The sequence below is a fragment of the Micromonospora sp. DT231 genome, assembly GCF_049847025.1.
Classification (GTDB): Bacteria; Actinomycetota; Actinomycetes; order Mycobacteriales; family Micromonosporaceae; genus Micromonospora.
Genome location: NZ_JBNCNO010000006.1, coordinates 1 through 26,502, shown reverse-complemented (window position 1 = coordinate 26,502; position 26,502 = coordinate 1). Strand labels below are relative to the sequence as shown.

Genomic DNA, 26,502 nt, shown 5'->3' with positions numbered 1-26,502 from the left:
CGCGTCAGGCTAGACTTTCGGCAATCCGTCGCCGCAGCAAGGAGACAGCGTGGCAAAGCAGCTTCACGTCGAGCTCGTCGCCGTCGAGGAGAAGGTCTGGTCCGGTGACGCCGAGATGGTCGTCGCCCGGACGACCGAAGGCGAGCTCGGTGTCCTGCCGGGGCACGCGCCGCTGCTCGGCCAGCTCGCGGAGCCCGGTCAGGTCCGCATCAAGCTCGCCGGCGGTGAGCAGGTCTCCTACGAGGTGGCCGGCGGCTTCCTCTCGGTGAGCGCCGACGGCGTCACCGTGCTGGCCGAGAGCGCAACCCCGGTCTCCGCGCAGAGCCGCTGAGCCACACCGGGGATGGACATCGTCGAAGGAATCGGGATCGGCGTTGTCGTCATCCTCGGCGCGCTGCTGACCCTCTTCGTCCGGCGAGCCCTGGTCACCCGCAGCGGTGGCATCATCCGGCTCAGCGTCCGAGTCACCACAATGCTCGACGGCCGTGGCTGGTCGCCCGGCTTCGGCCGGTTCGCCGGTGACGAGCTGCGGTGGTACCGAATGTTCAGCTTCGCGATCCGACCCAAGCGGGTGCTCTCCCGCAAGGGATTGGCCGTGGAGCGCCGCCGGTTGCCGGAAGGTCAGGAACGGCTCTCCATGCCGGCCGACTGGGTGATCCTCCGCTGTACCAGTCACCATGCACCGGTGGAGATCGCCATGGCGCGGTCCACGGTTACCGGTTTCCTCTCTTGGCTCGAGGCCGCTCCTCCGGGGGCGGTCTCGCCGCGTATGGCCTCCCAGGATTGGCCTGCTGCCTGAGGGTGCTTGGGCTGCTCGGGGTGCTTGGGCTGCTCGGGGTGCTTGGGGTGCTCGGTGGTTGCGCTTGGGGGTTTCCGGGGGAGCCCACCCGGCTCCGGGCGGTCAGGCTTGATCCCTGCGCCGGGCGGGCTCCCCCGGAAACCCGTGGTTGTTGCGGTGCGCCGGTCTGGCGCGGTTTTCATCACCTGCCGTTACCGGTTTGGTTGAGTCCTGCCTCGGCGGCAAGCCAGGCCCGAGCAGCGCCTAGATCGACTCGGTTTCCTCGATGTCGGGCCATCCCAGCCAGCACAACACCCCGACATCAAGGAAACCGAGTCGATCACCCCGTCCGACGCACGCGCCACCCCGTCCGACGCACGCGCCACCCCGTCCGACGCACGCGCCACCCCGTCCGACGCACTCGCCACGCAGGCCGACTCGGCACGTGCGCCTAGAAGCGGTCCCGGCTACGCGTGGTGGCGGGCAGAGTGGGAATCCCTAGCTGGACGTGGTGCGGTGACCCGTCGGTCAGCGCTTGCCGCCCGGGACCCATAGCACATCTCCCGCCGGATTTGCCGTTCTTGACAGGATAAAGAGCAGATCGGAGAGCCTGTTGAGATACTTTGCCGGGAGGGTGCTGGTGCGTTCCGGATCGTGGCTGACCAGCGCCCACGCCGCGCGTTCGGCGCGCCGGGCGGTGGTCCGCGCCACGTGGAGCAGCGCCGCACCGGGGGTGCCGCCGGGGAGGATGAAGGAGTCGAGCTTGCTCAGGCGTGCGTTGTACTCGTCGCACCAGCCCTCGAGGCGCTCGACGTACTCCTCGGTCACCCGCAGCGGCGGGTACTTCGGCTCCGGCTCGACGGGGGTGGACAGGTCGGCGCCGACGTCGAACAGGTCGTTCTGCACCGACCCCAGCACGCCCCGCAGTTCCTCGTCGAGCCCACCCAGGGCGAGCGCGACGCCGATCGCGGCGTTGCACTCGTCGACATCCGCGTACGCGGCGATCCGTGGATCGGTCTTCGGCACCTGCTCGTTGTTGCTCAGCCTGGTCATGCCGGCGTCGCCGGCCTTGGTGTAGATGCGCGTGAGGTGGACGGCCATGACGCACAGCCTACGGATTCCCGACCTGACGATCCCGGCGCGGCCGGACAGCGCGACGAGTTGGCCGGTGGTGGTGGGCCCCGGCGACGCGGGCGACCCGGCGGTCAACGACGTCGACGTCATCCGGGTGCACGGTGACGCCCGGCTCGCCGGCACCGTGCACGTGGTGGGGGCCAAGAACTCGGCGTTGAAGCTGATGGCCGCCGCGTTGCTCGCCCCGGGCCGCAGCGTGATCACGAACGTCCCGCGGATCACCGACATCGCGATCATGGGCGAGGTGCTGCGCCGGCTGGGCTGCGGCGTCCGGTTCGACGCGGACGACCCGGTCGACCCGATGGTCGCCCGCGGCGGGGTGGCCCGGTCCCGTTCGGTGACCATCGACGTGCCGGAGCAGCCGGGCGCGGAGGCCGACTACGACCTGGTCCGACGGTTGCGCGCGTCGATCTGTGTGCTCGGCCCGCTGTTGGCCCGCCGGGGGTACGTGCGGGTGGCCCACCCCGGCGGCGACGCCATCGGGTCACGAGGGCTGGACATGCACGTCTCGGGGCTGACCCGGATGGGCGCGGAGATCTCCGGTGAGCACGGCTTCGTCATCGCCTCCGCCCCGCACGGGCTGCGCGGCGCGGACATCGTGCTGGACTTCCCCAGCGTGGGCGCGACCGAGAACCTGGTGATGGCGGCGGTGCTGGCGCAGGGCGTCACGATGATCGACAACGCCGCCCGGGAGCCGGAGATCGTCGACATCTGCACGATGCTCAACCAGATGGGCGCGCGGATCTCCGGCGCGGGCACGTCCACGTTGCGGATCACCGGGGTGCCGGGTCTGCACCCGGTCCGGCACGCCACGGTGGGGGACCGGATCGTCGCCGGGACCTGGGCGTTCGGGGCGGCGATGACCAGGGGCGACGTGACGGTGACCGGGCTGGACCCGGCGTACCTGGAGGTCGCGCTGGACAAGGTGGTGGCGGCCGGTGGCCTGGTGGAGACCCGGGGGGACGGCTTCCGCGTACGGATGGACGACCGGCCCCGGGCGGTGGACGTGGTGACGTTGCCGTACCCCGGCTTCGCCACCGACCTGCTGCCGATGGCGATCGGGCTGGCCGCGGTCAGCGATGGCGCCTCGCTGATCACCGAGAACATCTTCGACGGCCGGTTCATGTTCGCCAACGAGATGATGCGACTCGGCGCGGACATCAAGACCGACGGGCACCACGCGGTGGTCCGTGGGCGGGGTCGGCTCTCCGGCGCACCGGTGCAGGCGACCGACATCCGCGCCGGTGCCGGGCTGATCATCGCCGGGCTGTGCGCGCAGGGGGTCACCGAGGTGTCCCACGTGCATCACGTCGACAGGGGTTACCCGGACTTCGTGGCCGATCTCCGCGCCCTCGGCGTGGCGGTCGACCGGGGCACCACCCCGGACGAACCGTCGCTGGAGATCTGAGGCGGTCGCACCGCGTGCTGTCGTGCTTTCTCGCGAGGTGAGGCGGGCCGCAGCGAGGTCAGGCGGGCCGCAGCGAGGCGCGTACGTGCTGTCGTGCGTCGTGGATGCGTGACTTCAGGGTGCCGATCGGAATGGCGAGGTGGTCGGCGATCTCGTCGTAGGTCAACTGGCACAGGTCACGCATCACCAGCGGGGCGACAAGTTCGGGTCGGTGCGCCTCCAGCCGTTCCAGTGCGTCCAGCAGGTCGAGGCGGGAACCCGCGATCACGCTCGTCGTGCGCGGGTCGGCGGCATCGAGCGGAAGCAGTGGCACGGCCTGCTCGTCGGCCCGGCGCTTGAGGCTTCGGTACGTCTGCCGGGCGCAGTTGGCCGTGACGATGTAGAGCCAGGTGGAGAACTTCGACCGTCCCGCGAAGCCGTCTATCTTGCGAGCGACCTGCAGAAGGGCATCCTGGCACGCCTCTTCGGCGTCCTGCCGGCACGGGAGCAGGCGCAGACACTGCCGCAGGACCTGCGGACCGATCCTGATCAGCAGCGCGTCGAGAGCGGCGACGTCGCCGGTGGCGGCCCGGCCGGCGAGCGTTTCGATTTCAAGATCATCTGCCATGCCCAGGCCCCGTTCCTCCCCGTATTGGAGGTCATAATACGGGCGTGTCAGTACCCGACAAGATCGGCCGATATCGCGTGCTGCGGCGTATCGGTTCCGGCGCGTTCGCCACCGTGTGGCTCGGCGCGGACGATGCCCTGGACGCGTCGGTGGCGATCAAGGTGCTGGCGGACAACTGGTCGTACCACGCCGATCTGCGGGAACGCTTCGAGCAGGAAGCGCGGATCATGCGGCGGACGGATTCCAGCCTGCTCGTGCGTGTGCTCGACGTCGGTGAGCTGCCGGATGGGCGGCCGTACCTGGTGATGCCGTACGCGGCCGGCGGCACCCTCGCGGATCGGCTCGTCTCGGGGCCGATGCCGGTACGGGAGGCCCTGCTTGTCGCGGCCGACATCACATGTGCCGTCACGGTGCTGCACGAGGCCGGTGTGCTGCACCGGGACCTCAAACCGTCGAATGTGTTGTTCCAGCCGGCCGCGGGTCGGGATCGGGTGCTCGTCGCGGACCTCGGCCTGGCCAAGGCGCTCGCGAACGCGTCCGGCTTCACCATCGCGGCCGGCACGCCCGGCTACATGCCACCCGAGCAGGCCACCCCCGGCGGGGGCCTGGACATCCGCGCCGACGTGTACGCCATCGGCGCGACCATGTACCACATGCTCACCGGGAGCCCTCCCGACCAGGCCGGACGCGCCGGCCGGGGCGGGCGGTCGTTGCCCAGGCCGTCCCAGGTGCGGCCGGGCATCCCGTCCACGGTGGACGATCTGGTGCGACGTGCGCTGCATCCGGACCCCCGGCAACGCTGGTCGTCCGCCGCGGTGCTGCTGAAGGAGTTGCACCGGGTCATCGCGGCGATGGACCGGGACACGGGCCGTGGTCGGGTCGCGCGGCGGTTGGCACGGGTCGGCGGCGTCGCTGTCGCACTTGTCGCGCTCTTGGCGACGGCGGGTTCCAGCTCCACGTCGGCGCCAGGGTCAGGCTGGGTACGCGTCCACGATGACTCTGGCGCCCTGTCGGTCGCGGTGCCGTCGAGCTGGGCCGGCGAGGTGAGGGATGCCGGCTGGGATCCCTCGGTGCTGCGACTTCCCGCTGGCGAGGCGCCGGGTCTCGTGGTCGCCCCGGATCTTGACGTCTGGCCCGATCCGGCGAGCGGGATACCCGGTGTGTTCGTCGGTGCGAGCAAGGGACTGCTCGCCGACGGCGCGGCACCCGCGTTGCCCGGCCACACCTCCTGCGTCCAGCAGCCCGACCGGACCGTGGACGTGGGAGGCAACCCGGCGCGGGTACGGCGGTGGACGTCGTGTGGCGCCTCGGTCTCGTTCAGCGAGGTGGTGCTCTCCGTGCCGCAGCGCGGCTATGGCGTCTACCTGCAGATCAAACAGGTCGGCGACGCGGACCTGACCGACGAGATCCTGGCCAGCCTGCGGATGTCCAGCTCGCTGGCGCCGCAGGCCGGCCGGTTCGGGTCCGTCTACTCGTAGCAGTCCTGGTTCGCGTACTGCAGGGTCAGCTGGGCCACGGTGCCCTTGACCGTCTCGATGCGGTAGACGGCCTTGTTGTTGCCGGGGGCCTTGACGACGCCGCGACCGTTTGTCGCGTCCCCGTCGGCCGCCGACCACCCCGGGTAGACGCGAAGCATGTCGGCGCTGGACATGCCGACTCCCGCTCCCTCGGGCGTCTTGATGCTGCCGTACGCGTCGATGGTGGCGATCCCCAGCGCCCGGGAGAGGTTGACATACCCCTCGTCGGTCGGGGCGGACTTCAGTTGTGTAGTCGTGCAATCGCCCACGAAGTCGGTGAGCGGGCGCAGCAGTCCCGTCGCGGTGGCCTGCTGGCGGGGCATGCCGAGCTTCAGTGGGCCGAGCCCGTTCGGTCCCAGGACGAGGGCGGTGCTGGCGGCGTCGCCGGACGGCACGGGCGGCGCGGACGGTGAGGACGGCGCGGACGACGCCGGCGTCCCGGTGGTGGGCGCGCTGGCCGTCTGTTCCGGGGAACCGGCCGGCGCCGCGCCACCGCTCCGGTGCGTGGGTGACGCGCACGCTCCCACGAACAGGAGGCAGGTGAGGGTTCCGACCACAGGCATTGCACGCATCGTTGACTCCTGGCTCATTGCACTGGGTTGCTGTCGTAGGGTTCGATGCGCCCGCAGGCGGTTTTGTTCGCCGCGCGGAGTCGTTAATTTGTCACGCCGGCGCGGGGCATCATGTCACGGCCGACGTCGACCGCCCGGCAACTCGCTTAGTCATCGTTCAGGCTCGCCGACTAGGGTGCAGTGAGGCACTCAATCGCAGCGAGGGAGAAGCAGATGGCGGGTCGACTCGCGGTCGTCGGGGCGGGTTTGATGGGCTCCGGCATCGCTCAGGTGGCGGCGCAGGCCGGCTGGCAGGTGACGCTGCGCGACCTGGACGACGCGGCCACCACCCGTGGGCTCGGCGGCATCCGGAAGTCACTGGAGAAGTTCGCCGAGAAGGGCAAGATCGAGGCGTCCGAGGTCGAGGCGACGCTCGCGCGGATCACCCCGACCACCGAGCTGGAGGCGGCGGCGGACGCGGACATCGTGGTCGAGGCGGTCTTCGAGCGGCTGGAGATCAAGCACGAGGTGTTCCGCGCCCTGGACAAGATCTGCAAGGCGGACGCTGTGCTCGCCACCAACACCTCGGCCATTCCGGTCACCCAGATCGCCGCGGTGACCGAGCGGCCCGAGGCGGTCGTCGGCACCCACTTCTTCTCCCCGGTGCCGATGATGCAGCTCTGCGAGCTGGTGCGCGGCTACAAGACCAGCGACGCGACGCTGGACACCGCGCGGTCCTTCGCCGAGGAGATCGGCAAGACGGTGGTGGTCGTCAACCGGGACATCGCCGGCTTCGTCACCACCCGGCTGATCTCCGCCCTGGTGATGGAGGCGGTCAAGCTCGTGGAGTCCGGCGTGGTGTCCGCCGAGGACCTGGACACGGCCTGCCGCCTGGGCTTCGGGCACGCGATGGGCCCGCTGGCCACCACCGACCTGACCGGCGTGGACGTGCTGCTGCACGCCTCGAAGAACATCTACACCGACACGGCCGACGAGAAGTTCTTTCCGCCGGAGCTGCTCCAGCGGATGGTCACCGCCGGCGACCTGGGCCGCAAGACCGGCAAGGGCTTCTACACGTACTGAGGCACGGCGACCGGGGCGGGCCGCCCGCCCCGGTCGACCACTCAGCCGTCGCGCTTGGTGGTCCAGCGGAAGGTGGTCAGGCAGAGCACCACGCCGATCACGCACCACAGGGCCAGCACCAGGGCGACCCGGCCCAGCTCGAACGAGCCGCCCGGCTCCTGGGTGCCGAAGCTCTCCGGCAGGAACACCGACCGCAGCCCCTGACACATCCACTTGAGCGGGAACAGCGCCGCCACCTGCTGCATCCAGGTGGGCAGGTCGGTGAAGACGAAGAACACCCCGGAGATGAACTGGAGGACCAGGGCGACCGGGGTGACCACGGCCGAGCCGCTGCGGGCGGTGCGCGCCAGCGACGAGATGGCGATGCCGCACAGGGTGCAGGCGGTCACCCCGAGCGCGGCGACCCAGCCGAAGGTGAACCACTTCGCGGCGGTGCCCGGCAGGTCGAGGTCGAACAACGCCACCGCGACGGCCAGCAGCAGCACGGTCTCGGCGATGCCGATCGCCACCACCATGATCACCTTGCCGGCGAACCAGACCCACTTCGGCATCGGCGTGCCCCGGTAGCGCTTGAGCACACCCCGGTCCCGCTCGATCGGGATCCAGATGCCGAGGTTCTGGAAGCTCACCGTCATCAGGCCGGTCGCGATCATGCCGGTGATGAAGTATTGCGTGAACTTGACCCCGCCCCCGATCTCCCCGCTGAAGATCGACGCGAAGATCAGGATCATGATGATGGGGAAGCCCATGGTGAAGACCACGGACTCCCGGCTGCGCAGGAACTGGGTGATCTCCAGTCGGCCCTGACGCAGGGCGAGCGCGCCGGCCGACGGCCGACGGCCCGGGGTCGCGGCGACAGGCGTCGCCGGCTTCGTCGTGGTGGTCATCGCGCGTGTCCGATCATGGTGAGGTAGACGTCCTCCAGGGTCGGCCGGGTCACCGTGAGGCCGGGAACCTCGCCGCCGTAACGCGCGGCCAGCTCGGCCACCAGGGCCGTCGGCGTCGCGCTCTGCGCACTCTCCGGCGTCCCGTCCGGGGTACGCCAGGAGACCGTCGCGAGGGCCTCCTGCCGGTTGCCCAGTTGGTTCGGGGCGGCCACCTCGACAAGTCGGCCGCCGGCGATCACCCCGACCCGGTCGGCGAGCGCCTCCGCCTCGTCCAGGTAGTGAGTGGTCAGCACGATTGTGGTGCCCGCCGCGGCGAGGTCGCGGATCAGCTCCCAGAACTCGCGGCGCGCCTCGGGGTCGAAGCCGGTGGTCGGCTCGTCGAGGAAGAGCAGCTCGGGGCGACCGACGATGCCCAGCGCCACGTCCAGGCGGCGCTTCTGCCCGCCGGAGAGGGTGTGCGTACGGGCCTTCGCCTTGTCGGCCAGCCCGACCCGCGCGATCACCTTGTCCGGGTCGTCGGCGTCGGGATAGAAACCGGAGAAGTGCCGGATCACCTCGGCCACCGTCAACTCGTCGAACTCCCCGGTGCCCTGGAGCACGATGCCGACGCGGGAGCGCCAGTCGGCGTCCGGGTGCGCCGGGTCCGTGCCGAGCACCGAGACCTCGCCGGCATCCCGGCGTCGGTAACCCTCCAGGATCTCCACGGTGGTGGTCTTGCCGGCGCCGTTCGGGCCGAGCAACGCGAACACCTCGCCCCGGCGTACGTCGAGGTCCACGCCCGCCACCGCGACGTTGTCGCCGTACGCCTTGCGCAGCCCGCGGACGGAGATGGCCAGCTCGTCATCCATGCCGTCAAGTGTGCGCCCTGACCCGGTCGCCGCGGTGCCCCGGGGTGTAGCGGTGCGCGCCACCACGGGCGCTTCGCCCCCGGACGTCCCCGACATGGACCTGTGTGGTTTTCCACAGCCCGTTTTACCGGGCGGTAACTTAAGCTCCAGCCATGGATGAGACGGCATCTGCGCTGCGTCTGCCCGAGCGGGACCGCCCGTGGTTGATGCGCACCTACGCCGGCCACTCGTCGGCCACCGCGACGAACGCCCTCTTCCGTCGCAACCTGGCAAAGGGGCAGACCGGCCTCTCGGTCGCCTTCGACCTGCCCACCCAGACCGGGTACGACCCGGACCACGAGTTGGCCGTCGGTGAGGTCGGCCGGGTGGGGGTGCCGGTGGCCCACCTCGGCGACATGCGGGCCCTCTTCGACGGCATCCCGCTCGCCGAGATGAACACCTCGATGACCATCAACGCCCCGGCCATGTGGCTGCTCTCCCTCTACGGCATCGTCGCCCAGGAGCAGGGCTCGACCGCCGCCATGCTCTCCGGGACCACCCAGAACGACATCATCAAGGAGTACCTGTCCCGGGGGACCTACATCTTCCCGCCGGCCGCGTCGCTGCGGCTCACCGCCGACGTCATCGCCCACACCCTCGAGACGATGCCCCGGTGGAACCCGGTCAACATCTGCTCGTACCACCTCCAGGAGGCCGGGGCCACGCCCGTGCAGGAGGTCGGCTTCGCGCTGGCCACCGCGGTCGCCGTGCTCGACGCGGTCCGGGACGCGGGTCAGGTGCCGGCCGAGCGGATGGGCGACGTGGTGCAGCGGATCTCGTTCTTCGTCAACGCCGGTGTGCGTTTCGTCGAGGAGGTCGCCAAGATGCGCGCGTTCGGCGTGCTCTGGGACGAGATCACCCGGGACCGGTACGGGATCACCGAGGCCCGGCAGCGGCGCTTCCGCTACGGCGTGCAGGTCAACTCGCTCGGCCTCAGCGAGGCGCAGCCGGAGAACAACATCCAGCGCATCGTGCTGGAGATGCTCGGCGTGACGATGTCCCGCGACGCGCGGGCCCGCGCGGTGCAGCTACCCGCCTGGAACGAGGCGCTCGGCCTGCCCCGCCCCTGGGACCAACAGTGGTCGCTGCGGATGCAGCAGGTCCTGGCGTACGAGTCGGATCTGCTCGAATATCCCGATCTCTTCGCCGGCTCGTACGTGATGACCGCGCTCGTCGACGAGGTCGTCACCGGGGCGCGGGTCGAGCTGGACAAGGTGCTGGAGCTGGGCGGTGTGGTCGCCGCCGTGGAGACCGGCTACCTCAAGAGCGCGCTTGTCGCCTCGCTCGCCGAACGCCGCCGCCGGATGGAGTCCGGCGCGGACGTGGTGGTCGGGGTCAACAGGTACGCCGAGACCGAACCCTCCCCGCTGACCGCAGCCGGTGCGGAGGCCGTCGAGCAGGTCGACCCGGCGGTCGAGGCGGCCGCCGCGGAGGGCGTACGGCGGTGGCGGGCCGATCGGGACGCGGACGCGGTCGACGCGGCACTGGCCCGGCTGCGCGCGGACGCCGCGACCACCGCCAACCTGATGCCCGCCACCCTGGAGTGCGCCCGGGTGGGGGTGACCACCGGCGAGTGGGCCGGTGCGCTGCGGGAGGTCTTCGGCGAGTACCGGGCGCCGACCGGCCTGGCCGGCGCCACCGCCAGCGGCGGAGACGCGGGCCTCGCCGCCGTCCGCGAGCGGGTCGTCGCCACCGCCCGCGAGTTGGGCAGCGGCCGGCTGCGGCTGCTGGTCGGCAAACCCGGCCTGGACGGGCACTCGAACGGCGCGGAGCAGATCGCGGTACGCGCCCGCGACGCCGGCTTCGAGGTCGTCTACCAGGGCATCCGGCTGACCGCGGGGCAGATCGTCGCCGCCGCCGTCGAGGAGGACGTCGACCTGGTCGGGCTGTCCGTGCTCTCCGGGTCCCACCTGGCCGCCGTGCCCGCGGTGCTGGACGGGCTGCGCGCCGCCGGACGGGCGGACCTGCCGGTGGTCGTGGGCGGCATCATCCCCGCCAATGACGCCGACACGCTGCGGGCGGCCGGGGTGGCCCGGGTCTTCACCCCGAGGGACTTCGCCCTCACCGACATCATCGACGACCTGGTGACGGTCATCCGGCACGCCAACGACCTGCCCTGACCCCGCTGTGGGCGGGTCAGCGGCCGGCGTAGGTCATGCAGTCGGCCAGGTCGTTGTCCGGGCCGACCTTGATCGACGACGCGTGGCACTCCAACTGCTCGTTGTGCCGACAGTCGGAACGCTGGCAGGCGCCGACCTGGGCGGTCATGCCGTCCACGCCGCCCCGGATCGGCGACTCGACGAAGGTGTGGCAGTGCGCGTGATCCATGCTGCCGATCGTGATCGCGAAGGCGTGGCAGTCGCCCGACTGGTTGTAGGCGCAAGCGGCAACGACACATTCCTGGACTCGGGGCATCTCCAACGCTGCAGTCATGCCAACCTCCTCTAGGCCTTTGCCCTGATCCTAGGCTTTTGCCGACCCACCCAACCCCGATTTGGCCGCCCCGCCCAGTCACCGGCCTGGATGATCGGCCCGGGTTGCGTGACGGGGCGGGTCAGCTCGGTTGGCGGCGGGCCGACCCGTGGGGAACGACCAGGCCCGCCTCGTACGCGGCCACCACCGCCTGGGCACGGCTGCACAGGTTCAGCTTGGTCATGGTCCGGTTGATGTGGGTTTTGACCGTCGCCTCGCTGAGTACCAGGGTGTCGGCGATCTCGCCGTTCGTCATCCCCCTGGCGACCAGCCGCAGCACCTCCAGCTCCCGGGCGGTCAACGGCCCCAGGTCGGGTGACGGCCCGGCCGGGTCCCGGTCGCGGTGGGTGTACGCCTCGATCAGCCGCCGGGTCACCGTCGGCGCGAACAGCAGCTCACCCTCGGCAACTGTCTGGATGGCGGCGAGCAGCCGCTGCGGCGGCGTCTCCTTCAGCAGGAAGCCACTCGCGCCCCCGCGCAGCGCGGCGTAGACGTACTCGTCCAGGTCGAAGGTGGTGAGGATGAGGATCCGGGGTGGCGTGTCGCCAGCCGCGGCGAGGATCCGCTCGGTGGCCCGGACGCCGTCGAGGCCCGGCATTCGGATGTCCATGAGGATGACGTCCGGGCGGGTCGACCCCGCCAGGGCCACCGCCTCGTGACCGTTGGCAGCCTGGCCCACCACCTCCAGGCCGGGGGCGGCACTGATGAGCGCCGAGAGGCCGGCACGGATGAGCACCTGGTCATCCACCACGAGCACGGTGATCATGTGAGCTCCCTCCCCGGGTCGGCGCGTTCGTCGTCCACCATCGCAGGTATCGGCAGGGTGAGGACGACCTCGAAGCCGCCCTCCGGGTGTGGGCCGGCGGTGAGCGTGCCGCCGTAGAGGTGCGCGCGTTCCCGCATGCCGACCAGACCATGACCCTCGGTGCCGCCGCGTGGGCCCGCCTCCGGCCCGCCGTCGTCCCGGACCCGGGCGGTCAGCCGGTCCCGGCCGTACAGCAGGGCCACCGTCGCCGCCGCCGTCGGCGCGTGTTTGAGCACATTGGTCAGACCCTCCTGGATCACGCGGTACGCGCAGAGGTCGGTGCCGGGCGGCAACTGTCGTGCGACGCCACCCGTGGTCACCTCGACCCGTACGCCGGCGGCCCGGACCCGCTGGACCAACTCGTCGAGCTGATCCAGCCCGGGCGCCGGGGCGTACGAGCCGTTCTCGTCGCCGGTGCCCTCCGCGTTCAGACGCAGGAGGTGCAGCAGTCGACGCAACTCGTCCAGCGCCTCGCCGCTGGTCTCCAGCACCGTGCCCAGCGCGGCCCGGGCGGTCTGCGGGTCGGAGGCGAGGACGTACCGGGCGAGCCCCGCCTGCACCGAGATCACCGACATGTGGTGGGCGACGACGTCGTGCAGCTCCCGGGCTATCCGGACCCGTTCCTCGACCACGGCACGACGGGCGCGCTGCTCCTGCTCGTACTCCAGTTGCCGGGCCACCCGGGCGAGCCGCTTGTTGCTCGCGGCCAGCTGCCCGGCGCCGTGCCCGATCCACGCGATCGTGGCGGTCCACGCCACGCCCTGCACGACGGCGACCAGCAGGGACTCGTGGCCGGCGTACACCCAGACCGTGGCCGCGATCAGCGCGGCGGTGAGCGCCGTGCGGACCCGGCGTTTCGCGGCGACCGTGTAGAGCGCCAGCAGCATGCCCGGACTGTTCACCACCGGCCAGTAGCCGAGGTCGATGTAGCCGGCCCAGACGGCGCAGTACACCACCAGAACGGCCATCGGTGCCCGCTGCCGCGCCACCAGCAGCGCACCGAGCAGGCAGGTCAGGGCGTAACCCGGCAGGTCCATCGGGCGAATCCCCGCCGGTGGCTGCTGGCTGGCCAACGCCAGGCCGACGACGACCGTCGCGCCGGCCAGCAGCCCGTCCACGAGGAGCGGGCGGTGAGCGACGAGACGCCGCAGGCGGCCCGGCCACCGTGCCGCATGAGCGACCATGCGCGCACGGTAACGCAGCCCTCGTACGCGGGTCGTCAACCCGTGACGGGCTTTCGCCCTACCGCTCTGGTTGTACGCAGATATGGGGCTCCCGACCCTCCGATGCCGGTCGCCACCGCGCCGGTACCGCCAAGGTTTCCACGAACGTCAATCTCCCGCGGGACGATCCGACGTAGTCGCGTCCGTAGCGTCCTCGCTGTGGTTGGCGACCTTTCGCCGGCCCGACCAGGAGGAGGGGCACGATGACGACAGGGGTCAGGATCAGACGCTGGGCCGGCCGCGCCGCGGCCGTCGCCGCGCTTGCGGGGGTCAGCCTCGCCGCGACGACCACGGCCGCCCAAGCCAGCGACGACTGGTACAACGTGGGCGCCAAGAGCGGGCAGTGTCGGCTCGCCCACAGCGTCATCTGGGGCGCGGACACCGACACCAGCATCTGCTGGAGCGGCTACGACGTCTGGGTGCTGGGCTACGTCGAGGACACCGGGGCGGACGGGCTGCGGGCGGTGCTCCAGATCAAGTACGACGTCTGGATCAACGGCAAATGGGTGTCCCACAACCGCAACTACCTCAGCGACACCAATTCAGCGGACGGCGGGACCTCGCCGATCTACTGGTCGAGGGCGCGTTACCCGACCAAGAACCTGTGGGCCCGCGCCTGCACCTACACCGGCTCGTCGCAGGTCGAGTGCGACGATCCCTGGCGCTGAGCGCAACCGGATCGTACGGCGGGACGGCCCAGAGGGGGAGGCCCGTCCCGCCGTGCGGCGGCGAATCGTCAGACGCGGAAGCCGGCGGCGCGGGCCGCCTCACGTTCCCGGCGGCGCGCGGAGCGTCGCCGGAGGAACCAGTAGACGAAGGCCACCAGACCGAGCAGGAAAGCCAGCACCAGCACCGGCAGGATGATCGCCACCAGGGAGACCACCACGCTCGTGGCGTCCTCGGCGGTGCTGGCCACCGGTGCGCCGAACCCGGCCGTGCTCGCGTTGATGATCGGGCGGGCCGCGGACTTGAGCAGGTGTACGCCCAACGCCAGCAGCACGCCGGTGACGACCGGCACCCACTGGTGCGACGAGAAGAAACTCCCCGGGTCGCTGACCGTCACCGTCTCCGACGAGGATCCGGCGCCGAAGGCCAGACCACCGGCGGTGGGTCGGACCACTGTCTGCACCACGTCGTTGATGTGGTCGACGACGGGCACCTTGTCCGCGACCATCTCTACGGCGAGCAGCACGGCCAGGATGACGATGACCCAGCCGTTGCCGAGCCAGGTCCAGCCGCTGGGCAGGTCGATCAGGTCGGTGTAGCGGCCGAGGAGGCCGAGGGCGAGCAGGGGTATGTAGGCGTTCAGCCCCGCTGAGGCGGCGAGGCCGGTGCCGGTGAGGACTTCGAACACCGTCTCAGCATCGCACCGACGCGCCAGTGCCGCTCGGCGGTGACCGGTGGGTCCTCGGCTACCCTCGTCGGGTGCGGTTGGTCATTGCGAAGTGCTCGGTGGACTATGTCGGACGGCTCTCGGCTCACCTGCCGCCGGCCACTCGGTTGCTGATGGTGAAGGCGGACGGGTCGGTGTCGATCCATGCCGACGACCGGGCGTACAAGCCGTTGAACTGGATGAGCCCGCCCTGCCGGCTGGAGGAGGCCCCCGGCGTGTGGCGGGTGGTCAACAAGGCCGGCGAGGAGCTGCGGATCACCCTGGAGGAGATCTTCCAGGACACCTCGTACGAGCTGGGTGTGGACCCGGGCCTGCGCAAGGACGGGGTGGAGGCGCACCTGCAGGAGTTGTTGGCCGCCAACCCCGGTGCGTTGGGCGAGGGGTTCACGCTGGTCCGTCGCGAGTACATGACGGCGATCGGCCCGGTCGACCTGCTCTGCCGGGATGCCAACTCCGGCGCCGTGGCCGTCGAGGTCAAGCGGCGCGGCGACATCGACGGTGTGGAGCAGCTCACCCGATACCTCGAGTTGATGAACCGCGATCCGCTGCTCAGCCCGGTGGCCGGGGTCTTCGCGGCGCAGGAGATCAAGCCGCAGGCCCGGGTGCTCGCCGCCGACCGGGGCATCCGGTGCGTGGTCGTCAACTACGACCGGCTGCGGGGCATCGAGAAGGACGAACTGACGCTCTTCTGATCGGCTCACCCGCCGGCTCTCATCGGCTCACCCGCCGGCACGCACCGCGATCAGCGACTTGGGCAGGCCGAACGCCCGCTCGACGAGCATTGTCGAGTCGGGGAAGTAGTGGCGCATCTGCGAGCGGTCCAGCAACTCGGTCCAGAGCACCTGGTGGATGGCGGCGTCGTGGCTGCGGGTCGGCTTGTGGCCCAGTGGCCAGCGGCGGGCGAGCGCGGTGCGTAGTCGCACCGGCAGGAACTGCATCCCGGGCGCGATCCAGTGCGGCTCGATGGGGAAGTAGCGGTAGGGCGTCTGCACCCAGTGCCGGTCGGCCATCGCGCGGGCGGCCGCGGCGAAGCGCAGCCGGCGTTCGTGCCCGCCCACATGCTCCAGGACCGAGTTGGAGAAGACCAGGTCGTATTCGGTCTTCGCGAGGCGCGGGGGCAGATCGCAGGCGTCGGCCTGTTCGACGTGGGCCCAGTCCGGCACGACGGCGGGCGGCTGCTCCAGGTTGATGACTGTCACCCGGGCCGGACGGACCGTCGCGCGGTGCCAGGTGCCGAGCCGGCCGCCGAGATCGACCACGTGCATGTCGCCAATGTCGGGAAAAGTGCGCGCCAACCAGTCCGAGCGATGCCGGCGCCGCCGCGCACTCCACGACTGGTCGCTGTCGACAAGGCGGTAGCGCAATCGATTGGGGCCCATTTAACGCAATGTACCGCCGCCGACACCGCGTATAAACATGTGGATACGCTGATCTTTGTTGAAGATCGGTTATCCGACACTCACCTTCCGTACATGATCTTGATGGCCTTGACGAGTCGCGCCACGTCGGTCGGAGTCCGTTCGAAGGTCATCGACGGCAACAGCGACCGGGCCCGACGGCGGGTGACCGCCTTGGCCCGGCCGAACTCACGCAGCCCGTCCTCGCCGTGGATCCGCCCGAAGCCGGAGTCGCCGACCCCACCGAACGGCAGGGTGGACATGCCGGCGAAGGTCAGCGCGGAATTGATCGAGGCCATTCCGGAGCGCAGCCGCCGCGCGATGGACACCGCCCGCCGCCGGCCGAAGACCGAACCCCCCAGCCCGTACGGCAGGGCGTTGGCGCGGGTCACGGCCTCGTCGGCGTCGCGGACCCGGCTGATGGTCAGCGTCGGGCCGAAGGTCTCCTCGCGGACGGCGGCCGACTCCTCCGGGACGTCCACGAGCACGGTCGGGTGCACGTACGGCGGCTGCACCGCGCTCGGGCCGCCGAGCACCGCGCGCCCGCCGGACGTGATCGCGGCGTCGATGTGCCGGCGGATCACGTCGATCTGCGTCGGCATGGTGATCGGGCCGATGTCGGTGCCCTCCGGCCCGACGGTCAACCGACCGGCGCGGGCCACCACCTTGTCGACGAAGGCGTCGAAGACGGCGTCGACCGCGTACACCCGCTCGATGCCGATGCAGGTCTGTCCGGCGTTCGTCATGCCGCCCCAGACACACGCCTCGGCCGCGGCGTCCAGATCGGCGTCGCTGTCCACGATCATGGCGTCCTTGCCGCCGCCCTCGATCAGCACCGGGGTCAGCGTCTCGGCGCAGGCGGCCATCACCTTCCGGGCGGTGGCGGTCGAACCGGTGAAGGCCAGCTTGTCGACCCCGGAGCGGCACAGCGCGGCACCCACGTCGCCCAGCCCGTGCACGGCGGTGAAGACCTGATGCTCGGGCACCACCTCGGCGAAGCTGTCCACAAGCCACTGGCCGGCGGCCGGGGTGTATTCGCTCGGCTTGAGCACCACGGCGTTGCCGGCGGCCAACGCGTACGCGGCGGAACCGATCGGCGTGAAGACCGGATAGTTCCACGGCCCGATCACGCCGACCACGCCGTGCGGCTGGTATTCGAGGTGACCGGAGAACTCGGCGAGGATGAGCCGGGACCGCACCCGACGCGGGCCCAGCACGCGGTTGGCGTTGCGGGCGGCCCAGTCGATGTGCTCGATCGCCGTGACGATCTCGACGATCGCGTCGGCGGTCGGCTTGCCACCCTCGACGTGCACCAGCTCGGCCAACTCCTCGATGCGTTTGGCGAGCAGTGCCCGCCACCGCAGCATCCGTTCGCGGCGGTCGGTGAAGCCGAGCCCGGCCCACCACCCCCCGGCGACGCGGGCGTCCTCGACGGCCCGCCGCACGTCGGCGTCGGTCGCGACCGGGAAGCGGCCGGCCTCAGCGCCGGTGGCCGGGCTGGTGGAGACCAGCCGACCCGCCTCGATGACCGGAAGACCCGGGACCTGCACAGCCGTCATGGCGGAAGTCTAGACCCGAGGATTACTCGCCGGTAGGTCCGGATCGCAACCTCGCGGCCCGTAGTCGTACCGCTGTGCCTGATCGTTTGTCAGTGCAGGTCAAGCTGTTGATGGAGAACGGGACCCGCCCGAATCGTCGAACGGCAGGTAGCCGGGAGGTGGCGAGGAGCTGACCGGCCGGTCGGTGTCGATGATTACCGTCTGATGGCAGGCTGACGCGCGGAGTAACGGTGTGGGGTGGAGGGCTGACTGTCCATGGAGGAACATCCGGAACTTATGCCGCTGTTGACGGTGGCGGGTGGGCCGATGCGCGGAGCGAGTTTTCGACTTCGGGTCGAACCGCAGGTGGTCGGTCGGGCACCGACCGGCCACGTCGTCATCAGCGACCCGCACCTGAGCCGCCGCCACGCGGAGGTGTGGCTGGCCCCGGAGGGCCCGTCGCTGCGGGACCTCGGCTCGACAAACGGCACCTGGCTCAACGACCGCCGGATCACCGACGTCGAGCGTCTCTCCGACGGCGACGTCATCCGACTCGGCCGTACCGAACTGCGCCTGTTCGATCCGGGGGTGGCACACACCGATCCGGTGGGGCTCAGCTTCGGCCCGTCCCGGCGGGACGTCCGACCGACGCTGCCGCTGCCGCTGGCCGCGCCGCCCGGCGCCCGCCGCTGACCGACGCACGCCGACCCGGGCGTGGCCCACACCTGGGCCGCGCCCGGGATGGCTGTCAGCCACCTGGACCGGCACCGGGGGGCGTGGCACCATCCCGCGGATGGAAACCGAGCAGCGGAGCGTCACGGCGAACGGCATCACCCAGGCGGTCCGGGTGGCCGGACCACCGGACGGCATCCCGGTGCTGCTGATCCACGGCAACTGCTCGGCCGCCCTGTTCTGGGAGCCGCTGGTCCGGCGGCTGCCGCCGACGCTGCGGGTGGTCGCCCCCGACCTGCGCGGCTACGGCGACTCCGCGACGGCCCCGGTGGACGCCACCCGGGGCCTGCGGGACTTCGCCGACGACGTGGCCGCCCTGCTGGACGACCCGACGCTCTTCGGCGCCACCGACACCCGCCCGGTGGTGGTCGGGCACTCCCTCGGCGGCGGAGTGGCGATGACACTGCTCGTCGACCACCCACACCGGGTGGGCGCGTTGCTGCTCGCGGCACCGGTCTCCCCGTACGGCTTCGGTGGCACCCGCGACCTGACCGGCACACCCACCACTCCCGACTTCGCCGGCACCGGCGCGGGCACGGCGAACCCGGACTTCGTCGCCCGGCTCGCCGCCGGCGATCGGAGCACGGACAACCCGGCCAGCCCACGCGCCGTCCTGCGCGCCACCTACGTGGCCGATCCGGCGGCGCTCGGCGCGGACGAGGACCTGCTCCTGGACACGGTGCTCTCCACCGCCACCGGGGACGACAACTACCCGGGCACGGCGGCGCCGTCGGAGAACTGGCCGGGCATCGCGCCGGGGAAGCGCGGCGTGCTCAACGCGCTCGCGCCGACCTGGTTCCGGCTCGCCGACGAGCTGGTGGCCGTCGCCGACAAGCCCCCGGTCACCTGGGTACGCGGCGACGCCGACGCCATCGTCTCGGACACCTCGCTGTTCGACCTGGCGTACCTGGGCTCGCTGGGTCTCGTGCCGGGCTGGCCCGGCGCGGAGGCCTGCCCGCCGCAGCCGATGGTCGGCCAGACCCGGTCGGTGCTGGAGCGGTACGCGGCGGCCGGCGGCACGTACCAGGAGGTGGTGTTGCCCGGTTGCGGACACAGCCCGCACCTGGAGCGGCCGGCGGAGTTCGTGGCGGAACTGCTGGCACTGACCACCGGACCCGCCGCCTAGCGGCCCGACGCCGTCGGCGGTGAAATATGCCACGGCGTCTCGACAACCAAGCGTCACATGGCAGACTCGCGCGCATAGCCTTAGCGGCCGTTCAGGAGCCGTGCGAAGTGTCTGGGGAGGCCGGTCGTGGCGCGCGAGTTCAGCACCGTGGGTGTGGTGGGGCTGGGCACCATGGGTGCCGGCATCGTCGAGGTCTTCGCCCGAAACGGCATCGACGTGGTCGCGGTCGAGATCTCCGAGCCGGCGCTGGAACGCGGCCGGGCCACCCTCACCGCCTCCACCGACCGGGCGGTCGCCAAGGGCAAGCTCGCCCCGGCGGACCGCGACGCCCTGCACGAGCGGGTGCACTTCGCGGTCGGACTGCCCGCGCTGCACTCCGTCGACCTGGTCATCGAGGCGGTGCCCGAGCACCTCGACCTCAAGCAGCGGATCTTCGCGGAGCTGGACCGGGTCTGCCGGCCGGAGGCCATCCTCGCCACCAACACCTCGTCGCTGAGCGTCACCGAGATCTCGGTGGCCACCACCCGGCCCAACCAGGTGATCGGCATCCACTTCTTCAACCCGGCCCCGGTGATGAAGCTTGTCGAGGTGGTCCGCACCGTTGTCACCTCGCCCGAGGTGGTCGCCGACGTCGAGGCCCTCTGCGCCCGGCTCGGCAAGGTCGACGTCACCATCAACGACCGGGCCGGCTTCATCGCCAACGCGCTGCTCTTCGGCTACCTCAACCACGCGGTCGCCATGGTCGAGTCGCACTACGCCGCCCGGGAGGACATCGACGCCGCGATGAAGCTCGGCTGCGGCCTGCCGATGGGCCCGCTGGCGCTGATGGACCTGATCGGCCTGGACACCGCGTACGAGATTCTGGACACCATGTACCGGCGCGGCGGGCGGGACCGCCGGCACGCACCGGTGCCGCTGCTCAAGCAGATGGTGACGGCGGGGCTGCTCGGCCGGAAGTCCGGTCGGGGCTTCTACACCTACGAACGGCCCGGCTCGCCGGTGGTCGTACCGGATGGGGCGACGCCGCCGGCGACGGACGCGGCGGTCGCCGACGGCGCGCGGGCCATCTACGCGGAGGTCGGCATCGGGAGCGCGAGGAGTGAGCTTGCGAGCCCCGCAGTCGTGACCAAAGTCGGCATCGTGGGCTCCGGGACGATGGCCACCGGGATCATCGAGGTCTTCGCGAAGGCCGGCTACGAGGTCGTGTCGGTGACCCGCGGCGCGGAGAAGTCCGCGACGGTCTGCGAGGCGGTGAAGACCTCGCTGAACAAGGGCGTGGTGCGCGGCCGGCTCACCGAGGCCGACCGGGACGCCGCACTCGGCCGGATCAGCTGGTCGGCCACCCTCGACCACCTCGCCGACGTCGACCTGGTGGTCGAGGCGGTGGTCGAGGAGTTGAGCGTGAAGAAGGCGCTCTTCGCGAGCCTCGACGAGATCTGCAAGCCCGGCGTGGTGCTGGCCACCACCACCTCGTCCCTGCCGGTGATCGACGTGGCGATGGCCACCCACCGGCCGGCCGACGTGGTGGGGCTGCACTTCTTCAACCCGGCGCCGGTCATGCCGCTCGTCGAGGTGGTCCGCACGATCCGCACCTCCCCGGAGGCCACCGCCACCGTCCGCGCCGTCTGCGCCGCTCTGGGCAAGACCGGTGTGGTCTGCGGTGACCGGTCCGGGTTCATCGTCAACGCGCTGCTCTTCCCCTACCTGAACGACGCGGTGAAGATGCTCGAGGCCAGCTACTCGACCGCCGACGATATCGACCACGCCATGAAGCTGGGCTGTGGCTACCCGATGGGCCCCTTCGAGCTGCTCGACGTGGTCGGGCTGGACGTCGCGTTGGCGATCCAGCGCGAGCTGTACCTGGAGTTGCGCGAGCCGGGCTTCGCACCCGCGCCACTGTTGGAGCACCTGGTCACGGCCGGCTACCTGGGTCGTAAGACCCGCCGCGGCTTCCGCGACCACTCGCACCGCTGACCGGGTCAACGCCGCAGGGTGCCCAGGGCGTCTGCAGGGTGTGACCTTCGAGGAGTACGTCAGCAGCCGGGGACCGGCGCTGGTCCGGCTCGCCCGGCTGCTGACCGGTGACGAACACCGGGCCGAGGACCTCACCCAGGAGGTGCTGTCCCAGGCGTACGTGCAGTGGCGCAGGATCGCCCGCGCCGACCGGCCCGACGTGTACGTGCGCCGGATGCTTGTCAACGCCAACCACTCCTGGTGGCGTCGCCGGTCCAGCCGCGAGCTCGTCGTCGACTCCTTCGCCGAGCGGGCCCACCGCGGCGACCTCGGCGGCGAAGCGGCCGACCGGGACGAGATGTGGCGGCTCATCCTCGGCCTGCCCGACCGCCAGCGGGCGGTGCTGGTGCTGCGCTACTACGAGGACCTCGACGACGCGACGATCGCCCAGATCCTGGACTGCGCGCCGGTCACCGTCCGCACCCACGCGATGCGGGCGCTCGCCAACCTCCGGGAGCGCTGCGGCGCCCCGGCCACGAACGGGAGCCGACCGTGACAGACCTCGACCAGCGGATCGACCAGACGCTGCGCGAGCACGCCGAGGGCACTGTGGACACCGACCGGCTGCTGGCCGTCGCCGTGGCCCGGGGCCGGGGACGAATCCGCCGCCGACGCACCACCACCGGCGCGGTGCTCGGGGTGGTGGCCGTCCTCGGCGCGGGCGTGGCCCTCGGCCCGGTGGACCTCACCGACTCCGGCCCGCGCGTCGTCATTCCAGGTCTGGGCCTGCCGAGCGACGCCGTGGAGGCCGTGACGCCGCCCCGGCTCGACGGCGTACCGGGTGCGGCCGCCCGACCCGACCTGGTCGGCGCGGACCCGAACGTGCTGCACTTCGGGTTCGCCCCGGACGGCCCCCGGTACCTCTCCTGGTCCGTGCAGAACGGCGTGGAGATGGCGCGGGTCGACATCGACGGGCGCGCCGTCACCGTGGAGCTGGCCGCCTCCGCGGACGCCCTGCCCATGCGCGCCCAGGGCCTGCCGGCCCTGGTACCGGAGCTGATCAAGGACGGCGTCTACGACGGGTCGGTGTCGCACGCCGAGGGGCCCTACGGCGTCCTGGCCTGGCTGCGGCACTGGCAACCCGCCCCCGGGGTGTACGCCAGGGCCAGCAGCAGCGGCCCCGACGAGCGGGACCTGTTCGACGTGGCCGCCGCGCTGCGCCTCGACCAGGCACACCGGTGCGGTGGCCCACTGCGGCTCACCACGCTGCCGGCGGGCACGCGGCTCACGAGGTGCGCGGTGACGGTGGCGCCGTTCCCGGCGGCGTTCGGCGTGCAGATGATGGTCTCCGGGAGCACCCCGGGCGCGATCCAGGTCGAGTTGCAGTACGCGACGGGCATCGCCGGCACCCGCACCGAAGGGAATCGGACTGTCAATGGCAAACCAGCGCATATCGACCCCCAGGTTGGCGAACTTGAGCTGCTCGGCTTTCCCAGGGCACACCTGACCGCCAACTTCGGTTGGCCGGCACAGGGGTACGACGAGGAGGACGCGGCAGCGGTGCTGGGCGGTGCGCAGGTCGCCGAGCCGCTGGACGAGCCCGCGTCCTGGTGACCGACCGGGCCGCCCCACCAGACGGACCGTACGCTTGGTGACTGTGAGCCCCCGTCGCAATCGCCCTCGCCGGGACGAGAACGCCAACCTGGACGCCGACCGGGTCCGGCAGGGTGTCGCCTCGGTGCAGCAGTGGGCCGACGGCGCCTGGCAGGTACGCGGGATCGGCGCCGGGGCGTCCGTCAAGACGTACCGCTGCCCCGGCTGTAACCAGGAGATCCCACCCGGAGTGGCCCACCTGGTGGCCTGGCCGTCCGACGGCCTGGGTGACCTGACCGACCGACGGCACTGGCACAGCGGCTGCTGGCGAGCCCGGGACCGGCGCGGGCCGGCGGTGCAACGCGGCCGGGGCGCCCCGCGCTACTGACCGACCGGGTCGGGGTGTGTCCTGGCGCGGCTCAGCGACCTGGGTCACGCTGTTTGTGCCTGGGCGGGCGGCGGCGGTGACTTCGCGACAGACTTGGGCGGTGAGCACAGCGATTCGCGCGTCGTCCATCCTGCCCGGCAGCCGGGAGGACATCGAGCTGCACACCGCCGACGGTCTGCGCCTGGTCGGTGAGCTGGCCCTGCCGGCCGACCGGCCGCCGGTGGCCACCCTGGTCTGCCTGCATCCGCTGCCCACCCACGGCGGAATGATGGACAGCCACGTCTTCCGTAAGGCGGCCTGGCGGTTGCCCGCCCTGGCCGACCTGGCCGTGCTGCGGTTCAACACCCGGGGCACCAGCAGCCTGCGTGGCACCAGCGAGGGAGCGTTCGACGGCGCGGTGGGGGAGCGGTACGACGTGGCCGCCGCCATCGAGTACGCGGAGTTCGCCGAGCTGCCCAACATCTGGCTCGTCGGCTGGTCGTTCGGCACGGACCTGGCCCTGAAGTACGGCTGCGACCCGGCGATCGCCGGAGCGATCCTGCTCTCCCCGCCGCTGCGCTTCTCGACACCTGCGGACCTGGCCACCTGGGCCGCCTCGGGTCGGCCGCTGACGGCGCTGGTGCCCGAGTTCGACGACTACCTGCGCCCGACCGAGGCGCGGGAACGGTTCGCCGCCGTGCCGCAGGCCGAGGTGGTCGGGGTGCCCGGCGCCAAGCACCTCTGGGTGGGCGACGCGGAGACGGTGCTCGACGAGATCGTCCGGCGGGTCAACCCGGCCGTCGACGTGCCGCTGCCCACGACCTGGGACGGCCCGATGGAGGCCGGCGACGTCAGCGCGTACGCCGACCGGACGGTGGCCTCGTTCGCCGACACGCCCGTCCCCGGCCCGGCCGCCGGGCAGGCCGGCTGACCCGTTCGCCCGCGGCCTGGTCGGCTGACCTGTCCGTCCGCGGCCTGGTCGGCTGACCCGTCCGTCCGCGGCCTGGTCGGCTGACCCGTCCGTCTGCGCGCCGGCCGCCGGTCGGGCTGGCTGGCGCTCAGCGGGTCTCCTGGCGGGGTAGCACCACCTCGCGCAGGATCAGTTGCAGCGCGGCCACCGTGGGGATGGCGATCAGCGCTCCCACCACGCCCAGCAGCGCCACGCCCAGCAGCGCGGCCAGCAGGGCGGCCACCTCGTTGACCTCCACCGAGCGCCGCATCACCTTCGGGTAGATCAGGTAGTTCTCCACCTGCTGGTAGACCAGGAAGAAGATCGCGCAGGCGATGCCGGTGGGCAGGTCGGTGGCAAAGCCGACCAGGCTCACGATCACCGCGCCCAGGGTGGCGCCGATCTGCGGGATCAGGTCGGTCACCGCCACCACCACGGCCAGCGCGAACGGGTACGGCAGCCCGACGATCAGCGCGAAGACGAAGGTGGTCGCGCCGGCCAGCACCGCGATGCTGAGCGCGCCGACCATGTAGGCCCCGACCTTGGCCAAGATTTCGTCGCCGATCAGCTGCACCCGCTCCCGCCGCGACCGGGGCACCAACGAGTAGCCCAGGGCGCGAAGCTTGTTGAAGTAGGCCAGGAAATAGATCGTCAGCACCAGCACGGTTAGCGTCCGGAACACCGTGCCGAAGATCAGTTGTGCGCCGCCGAGCACCCCGCCGAGCGCCCGGCCGACGGTCTCCGCGTTGGCCGCGCCCTGCACGCGCTCCACCACGTCGTACCGCTCCACCAGGTCATTGACAGTCGGATTGCGCCGCAACTCGTCGAGCAGGTTCGGGATCTGGTCGATGAACTGCCCCGACTGCGTCACGATCGGCGGGACCAGCGCCACCACGCCACCGCAGAGCAGCAGCACCACGACCAACGCGACCGCCGCCACCGCAAGGCCGTGCGGCACACCCCAGCGGCGTAGCCGGACCACCGCCGGGTTGAGGCCGACCGCCAGGAACAGTGCGATCACCACCAGCACCAGGATGCCGCCGGCATTGCGAATCCCCAGATAGAGGGTGTACGCCAGCAGCACGCCCAGCGCCCCGGTGAACCCGATCAGGAAGCTGCTGCGGCGCAGCGGACGCCCCGGTGTGCCGAACTTTCCGGACGGGACCGCCGGCGGCGCGTCCGGGTCGATTCCCGGAGCGGGGACCGGTACCGGCGGTGGTGCGTCTGCTGGCGGTGACGTGTCTGCTGGCGGTGCCGTGTCTGCTGGCGGTGGCGTCTCTGCTGGCGGTGGCGTCTCTGCCGGCGGTGACGCGTCTGCTGGCGGTGGCGTCTTCGCCGGCAGGGGATTGGGGGTCACGTCCGGGTCGTCGCCGGACCTGTCGTGCTGTGGCACAGAGACCTCCCGGCTCAGGCGGTGGGACGAGGAGCGGTGGCCACGAATGCCCGCCACGCGGCCGGCGCGAAGACCAACACCGGGCCGGTCGAGTCCTTGCTGTCTCGCACCCCCACCAGGCTGTCTCGCACCCCCACCAGTCCGGGCAGGTTGTCCGCCACCTCGACACACTCTCCGTTGCCGCTACGGCTGGACGTGCGCCAGCGTGCACCGGTCAGGTCCATGAGGTCACAACTTCCTTCATCAGCTCGATCGACTGGCGGCGGGACAACGCACCGTTTCTGATCATCTCCCAGCGCGCCAGCAGCGTAGCCACCTCATGGTCGCCATCGACCACGAGACCGTCAATCTGATGTTCCATGTGCCCCACCCAACCACCGTCGGCGTCTCGGTCCAGATCGAACGGACCGGAAAGGGCCTGACGTGCAGCCCGGTTTGGGCCGGGACGATGTGCGGGCTGACGTGCGGTCGTTCCTGGCTGGCGACGCGGTGGGTGAACTACTCGACCACCCCGCGACGCACCCACACCCCGCACTGCGACGGATGTGCCGCTGCCGGCAGACGGCCGTCGCCACCCGTCATCGTCCGGGCCTCACCGACGGGGAGATCTTGGACAGTTTCCGTTCCGCGCGAACTGTGCTGTCCCGAGACATGTGTCAAGGTGAAGTCCCGATAGATGTGTCATGGGTTGTTGATCATGTTGTTCGGG

General features: G+C 71.2%; 29 protein-coding genes. 15 read left to right on the top strand and 14 right to left on the bottom strand.

The genetic code is table 11. From position 1 onward, the window contains the following. Nucleotides 1-49: 49 nt before the first annotated feature. Nucleotides 50-331 carry a F0F1 ATP synthase subunit epsilon gene (locus tag ACPXBU_RS17040; RefSeq protein ID WP_357412305.1) on the top strand — a complete coding sequence of 94 codons (282 nt, stop codon included), beginning with the start codon at nt 50-52 and terminating at the stop codon, nt 329-331. 12 nt (nt 332-343) lie between these two features. After that, the gene (locus ACPXBU_RS17035; protein ID WP_357246350.1) at nt 344-799 is read left to right on the top strand and encodes a DUF2550 domain-containing protein; all 456 of its coding nucleotides are present in this window, start codon (nt 344-346) and stop codon (nt 797-799) included. A gap of 507 nt (nt 800-1,306) precedes the next feature. Here the strand turns inward: ACPXBU_RS17035 and ACPXBU_RS17030 are convergent. Continuing rightward, nucleotides 1,307-1,879 (bottom strand): cob(I)yrinic acid a,c-diamide adenosyltransferase, encoded by a 573-nt coding sequence (locus ACPXBU_RS17030; RefSeq protein WP_355030779.1) that lies wholly within the window; start codon nt 1,877-1,879, stop codon nt 1,307-1,309. Between ACPXBU_RS17030 and murA the strand changes: the two genes are divergently transcribed. Continuing rightward, nucleotides 1,878-3,320, top strand: a complete 1,443-nt coding sequence (gene murA, locus ACPXBU_RS17025; RefSeq protein WP_425758789.1) for a UDP-N-acetylglucosamine 1-carboxyvinyltransferase — start codon at nt 1,878-1,880, stop codon at nt 3,318-3,320. The genes ACPXBU_RS17030 and murA overlap by 2 nt on opposite strands. Before the next feature lie 58 nt (nt 3,321-3,378). Here murA and ACPXBU_RS17020 read toward each other — a convergent pair whose 3' ends face one another. After that, on the bottom strand, nt 3,379-3,927 hold the full coding sequence (locus ACPXBU_RS17020) for an RNA polymerase sigma factor (protein WP_425758788.1): 549 nt from the start codon (nt 3,925-3,927) through the stop codon (nt 3,379-3,381). 44 nt (nt 3,928-3,971) lie between these two features. Here ACPXBU_RS17020 and ACPXBU_RS17015 point away from each other — a divergent pair, with 44 nt between their 5' ends. Continuing rightward, the gene (locus tag ACPXBU_RS17015) at nt 3,972-5,405 is read left to right on the top strand and encodes a serine/threonine-protein kinase (RefSeq protein ID WP_425758787.1); all 1,434 of its coding nucleotides are present in this window, start codon (nt 3,972-3,974) and stop codon (nt 5,403-5,405) included. Here ACPXBU_RS17015 and ACPXBU_RS17010 read toward each other — a convergent pair. Beyond that, on the bottom strand, nt 5,396-6,007 hold the full coding sequence (locus ACPXBU_RS17010; RefSeq protein ID WP_393375795.1) for a hypothetical protein: 612 nt from the start codon (nt 6,005-6,007) through the stop codon (nt 5,396-5,398). The two genes, ACPXBU_RS17015 and ACPXBU_RS17010, sit on opposite strands and share 10 nt — an antisense overlap. 222 nt (nt 6,008-6,229) lie before the next feature. On the opposite strand from ACPXBU_RS17010, the gene ACPXBU_RS17005 reads away from it, so the two are divergent. Further along, nucleotides 6,230-7,078: a 3-hydroxyacyl-CoA dehydrogenase family protein gene (locus ACPXBU_RS17005; RefSeq protein WP_393375798.1), complete on the top strand. Its 849-nt coding sequence runs from the start codon at nt 6,230-6,232 to the stop codon at nt 7,076-7,078. 41 nt (nt 7,079-7,119) lie between these two features. Here ACPXBU_RS17005 and ACPXBU_RS17000 read toward each other — a convergent pair whose 3' ends face one another. Continuing rightward, nucleotides 7,120-7,965: an ABC transporter permease gene (locus ACPXBU_RS17000; protein ID WP_393375800.1), complete on the bottom strand. Its 846-nt coding sequence runs from the start codon at nt 7,963-7,965 to the stop codon at nt 7,120-7,122. Further along, nucleotides 7,962-8,813 (bottom strand): ABC transporter ATP-binding protein, encoded by an 852-nt coding sequence (locus tag ACPXBU_RS16995; RefSeq protein ID WP_393375803.1) that lies wholly within the window; start codon nt 8,811-8,813, stop codon nt 7,962-7,964. The genes ACPXBU_RS17000 and ACPXBU_RS16995 overlap by 4 nt, the downstream gene beginning before the upstream one ends. Before the next feature lie 152 nt (nt 8,814-8,965). On the opposite strand from ACPXBU_RS16995, the gene ACPXBU_RS16990 reads away from it, so the two are divergent. Then, nucleotides 8,966-10,972 (top strand): protein meaA, encoded by a 2,007-nt coding sequence (locus ACPXBU_RS16990; protein ID WP_393375806.1) that lies wholly within the window; start codon nt 8,966-8,968, stop codon nt 10,970-10,972. 16 nt (nt 10,973-10,988) lie between these two features. On the opposite strand, the gene ACPXBU_RS16985 is transcribed toward ACPXBU_RS16990, so the two are convergent. The 3 genes from ACPXBU_RS16985 to ACPXBU_RS16975 form a co-directional block, all read right to left on the bottom strand. Continuing rightward, nucleotides 10,989-11,285 carry a DUF1540 domain-containing protein gene (locus ACPXBU_RS16985; RefSeq protein ID WP_393375808.1) on the bottom strand — a complete coding sequence of 99 codons (297 nt, stop codon included), beginning with the start codon at nt 11,283-11,285 and terminating at the stop codon, nt 10,989-10,991. 121 nt (nt 11,286-11,406) lie between these two features. Beyond that, a complete protein-coding gene (locus ACPXBU_RS16980; protein WP_425758786.1) occupies nt 11,407-12,090 on the bottom strand; it encodes a response regulator in 684 nt (227 codons plus the stop codon). Beyond that, entirely contained in the window at nt 12,087-13,313 is a 1,227-nt protein-coding gene (locus tag ACPXBU_RS16975) for a sensor histidine kinase (protein ID WP_425758785.1), read from the bottom strand. The genes ACPXBU_RS16980 and ACPXBU_RS16975 overlap by 4 nt, the downstream gene beginning before the upstream one ends. Nucleotides 13,314-13,555: 242 nt before the next feature. Here ACPXBU_RS16975 and ACPXBU_RS16970 point away from each other — a divergent pair, with 242 nt between their 5' ends. Beyond that, a complete protein-coding gene (locus ACPXBU_RS16970; protein ID WP_425758784.1) occupies nt 13,556-14,020 on the top strand; it encodes a hypothetical protein in 465 nt (154 codons plus the stop codon). A gap of 68 nt (nt 14,021-14,088) precedes the next feature. Here the strand turns inward: ACPXBU_RS16970 and ACPXBU_RS16965 are convergent, their stop codons facing one another. Beyond that, complete coding sequence (locus ACPXBU_RS16965; RefSeq protein ID WP_393375811.1) at nt 14,089-14,706, bottom strand: DUF4126 domain-containing protein; 618 nt, start codon at nt 14,704-14,706, stop codon at nt 14,089-14,091. A gap of 71 nt (nt 14,707-14,777) precedes the next feature. Between ACPXBU_RS16965 and nucS the strand changes: the two genes are divergently transcribed. Then, the gene (gene nucS / locus ACPXBU_RS16960; protein WP_357246312.1) at nt 14,778-15,437 is read left to right on the top strand and encodes an endonuclease NucS; all 660 of its coding nucleotides are present in this window, start codon (nt 14,778-14,780) and stop codon (nt 15,435-15,437) included. A gap of 27 nt (nt 15,438-15,464) precedes the next feature. Here nucS and ACPXBU_RS16955 read toward each other — a convergent pair whose 3' ends face one another. Further along, on the bottom strand, nt 15,465-16,124 hold the full coding sequence (locus ACPXBU_RS16955) for a class I SAM-dependent methyltransferase (protein WP_425758783.1): 660 nt from the start codon (nt 16,122-16,124) through the stop codon (nt 15,465-15,467). A gap of 80 nt (nt 16,125-16,204) precedes the next feature. After that, on the bottom strand, nt 16,205-17,701 hold the full coding sequence (locus ACPXBU_RS16950; RefSeq protein WP_425758782.1) for an aldehyde dehydrogenase family protein: 1,497 nt from the start codon (nt 17,699-17,701) through the stop codon (nt 16,205-16,207). A 306-nt stretch (nt 17,702-18,007) separates the two neighbouring features. On the opposite strand from ACPXBU_RS16950, the gene ACPXBU_RS16945 reads away from it, so the two are divergent. The 7 genes from ACPXBU_RS16945 to ACPXBU_RS16915 all read left to right on the top strand — a co-directional run bounded on the left by ACPXBU_RS16945 (nt 18,008) and on the right by ACPXBU_RS16915 (nt 24,382). Further along, nucleotides 18,008-18,373, top strand: coding sequence for an FHA domain-containing protein (locus ACPXBU_RS16945; protein WP_393375819.1), 366 nt, complete (start codon nt 18,008-18,010; stop codon nt 18,371-18,373). A gap of 100 nt (nt 18,374-18,473) precedes the next feature. After that, nucleotides 18,474-19,538 (top strand): alpha/beta fold hydrolase, encoded by a 1,065-nt coding sequence (locus tag ACPXBU_RS16940; protein ID WP_425758781.1) that lies wholly within the window; start codon nt 18,474-18,476, stop codon nt 19,536-19,538. Between the two features lie 126 nt (nt 19,539-19,664). Further along, on the top strand, nt 19,665-21,512 hold the full coding sequence (locus ACPXBU_RS16935; protein WP_425758780.1) for a 3-hydroxyacyl-CoA dehydrogenase family protein: 1,848 nt from the start codon (nt 19,665-19,667) through the stop codon (nt 21,510-21,512). A 40-nt stretch (nt 21,513-21,552) separates the two neighbouring features. Further along, nucleotides 21,553-22,047 carry a SigE family RNA polymerase sigma factor gene (locus ACPXBU_RS16930; RefSeq protein ID WP_393375827.1) on the top strand — a complete coding sequence of 165 codons (495 nt, stop codon included), beginning with the start codon at nt 21,553-21,555 and terminating at the stop codon, nt 22,045-22,047. Then, the gene (locus ACPXBU_RS16925) at nt 22,044-23,105 is read left to right on the top strand and encodes a hypothetical protein (RefSeq protein ID WP_425758779.1); all 1,062 of its coding nucleotides are present in this window, start codon (nt 22,044-22,046) and stop codon (nt 23,103-23,105) included. The genes ACPXBU_RS16930 and ACPXBU_RS16925 overlap by 4 nt, the downstream gene beginning before the upstream one ends. A 37-nt stretch (nt 23,106-23,142) precedes the next feature. Then, nucleotides 23,143-23,472 carry a hypothetical protein gene (locus ACPXBU_RS16920; RefSeq protein WP_393375832.1) on the top strand — a complete coding sequence of 110 codons (330 nt, stop codon included), beginning with the start codon at nt 23,143-23,145 and terminating at the stop codon, nt 23,470-23,472. 100 nt (nt 23,473-23,572) lie between these two features. After that, nucleotides 23,573-24,382, top strand: coding sequence for an alpha/beta hydrolase (locus ACPXBU_RS16915; protein ID WP_425758778.1), 810 nt, complete (start codon nt 23,573-23,575; stop codon nt 24,380-24,382). Nucleotides 24,383-24,509: 127 nt separating this feature from the next. Here the strand turns inward: ACPXBU_RS16915 and ACPXBU_RS16910 are convergent, their stop codons facing one another. The 3 genes from ACPXBU_RS16910 to ACPXBU_RS16900 form a co-directional block, all read right to left on the bottom strand. After that, on the bottom strand, nt 24,510-25,589 hold the full coding sequence (locus ACPXBU_RS16910) for an AI-2E family transporter (RefSeq protein ID WP_425759016.1): 1,080 nt from the start codon (nt 25,587-25,589) through the stop codon (nt 24,510-24,512). A gap of 218 nt (nt 25,590-25,807) precedes the next feature. Then, nucleotides 25,808-26,017 carry a DUF397 domain-containing protein gene (locus ACPXBU_RS16905; protein WP_425758777.1) on the bottom strand — a complete coding sequence of 70 codons (210 nt, stop codon included), beginning with the start codon at nt 26,015-26,017 and terminating at the stop codon, nt 25,808-25,810. Continuing rightward, on the bottom strand, nt 26,008-26,163 hold the full coding sequence (locus tag ACPXBU_RS16900; protein WP_425758776.1) for a hypothetical protein: 156 nt from the start codon (nt 26,161-26,163) through the stop codon (nt 26,008-26,010). Before ACPXBU_RS16900 ends, ACPXBU_RS16905 begins: the two co-directional genes overlap by 10 nt. Nucleotides 26,164-26,502: the final 339 nt, after the last annotated feature.